The sequence below is a fragment of the Streptomyces pseudovenezuelae genome, assembly GCF_001513955.1.
Classification (GTDB): domain Bacteria; phylum Actinomycetota; class Actinomycetes; order Streptomycetales; family Streptomycetaceae; genus Streptomyces; species Streptomyces pseudovenezuelae.
In genome coordinates this window covers 155,864-157,090 of the sequence record NZ_KQ948153.1, presented here as the reverse complement: position 1 = coordinate 157,090, position 1,227 = coordinate 155,864, and the positions used below count along the sequence as shown (strand labels likewise).

Annotated in this window: 2 protein-coding genes; one reads left to right on the top strand and one right to left on the bottom strand. The window is 67.2% G+C overall.

Annotated elements, in window-relative coordinates; translation table 11 throughout:
- Positions 1 to 77 precede the first annotated feature (77 nt).
- The gene (locus tag AQI94_RS37390; RefSeq protein ID WP_225890390.1) at positions 78 to 440 is read left to right on the top strand and encodes a hypothetical protein; all 363 of its coding nucleotides are present in this window, start codon (positions 78 to 80) and stop codon (positions 438 to 440) included.
- A gap of 22 nt (positions 441 to 462) precedes the next feature.
- Here the strand turns inward: AQI94_RS37390 and AQI94_RS37385 are convergent.
- A partial coding sequence (locus tag AQI94_RS37385; protein ID WP_063801646.1) for a GntR family transcriptional regulator occupies positions 463 to 1,227 on the bottom strand: 765 nt, incomplete at its 5' end.

Below are 1,227 nucleotides of genomic sequence, written 5' to 3'. Positions count from 1 at the left end.
TATGCATGCTGAGGTGTACGAGTTCGGGAAGCCTGACGGACCGGGCCGTTGTCAGTCCCCTCCGGCATGCTCTGCCCATGCTGATTGCGACCAACAGCCGGGGCTACGCGGTGAAGCGCGCTTCGAAGCCGAAGATAGGAACGATGCTCGCCGACCTGGATCAGGGTGATCACCTGCTCCTTGAGCGGCAAGACGAGAGCCAGGAAGGCAACTGGTACATCCAGGTGCTGTTCCGCGACAACAACACCTACCAGTTGGAGTACCGGGACGGCGTTCCCGCAGAGCACTACCAGACGCAGACGGTGTCGCAGGAGAAGGTCCTGCAAGCACTCCTCGACTGGGCGACCGACAAGCCCACGTGGCGGGAAGGCTTCATGTGGACCAGCATCGGCCACTGGTTCACTCCGGCCCCCGAGGACGAGGGCGATCCGACCGTCTAGAACTGCGCCGCCGCCCATGCGATCAGGTCGCCGGGAGCTGGTACGACAGGACGTAGGCGTCTGCCGCCATGACCGTGTCGCACACCTCGACGGCCCGTCCCTCGGTGTCGAAGGCGGTGCGGACGAGATGGATGACGGGCACGCCGGAGGCCAGCCGGAGCGTCTTGACCTCATCCGGGGAGGGCATCCGGGCTCGGATCTCCTCCTCGAAGTGGTCGAGGCGGTGGCCGAGTTCTTCGAGGCGGGCGTAGATGCCGCCGGGCCCGGGGTTGGGTTCGGCGATCTGCGTGCCGCGGGCGATGTCGAGGGGGAGGTAGGAGGTGGCGAACTCGACCGGCCGGCCGTCGAGAAGATAGCGGCGCCGCCGGGCGAGGACCCGCCGCACCGAGCCGAGCCGGGTGGAGATGTCCTGACTGGCCTTCTCTTCCTTGACCTCAAGGCTGTCGACCTGGGGGTGGCTGCCGACCGTGTCCGCCTCGACGATGAACGCGGACTTGCCCTGCTCCCGGTGCCGGCGGGCGAACCAGTCGGAGGCGAGTCGCCGTACGGGGGGCCGGGGCCGGACGAAGACGCCCTTGCCGTGCTCGGCGTGGACGAGTCCTTCCCCCTGGAGGATGGAGAAGGAGTTTCGGACGGTCATCCGGGATACCCCGTAGTGGTCCACAAGCTCCGCCTCTGAGGGCAGCTTCTCGCCCTCTCGGAATCGCCCGCGGTCGATGGCCTCGCGCAGCTGGTCGGCGATCTGCCTAAAGACCGCACGATCGCTCGTGGGGTCGAGATCACCGAG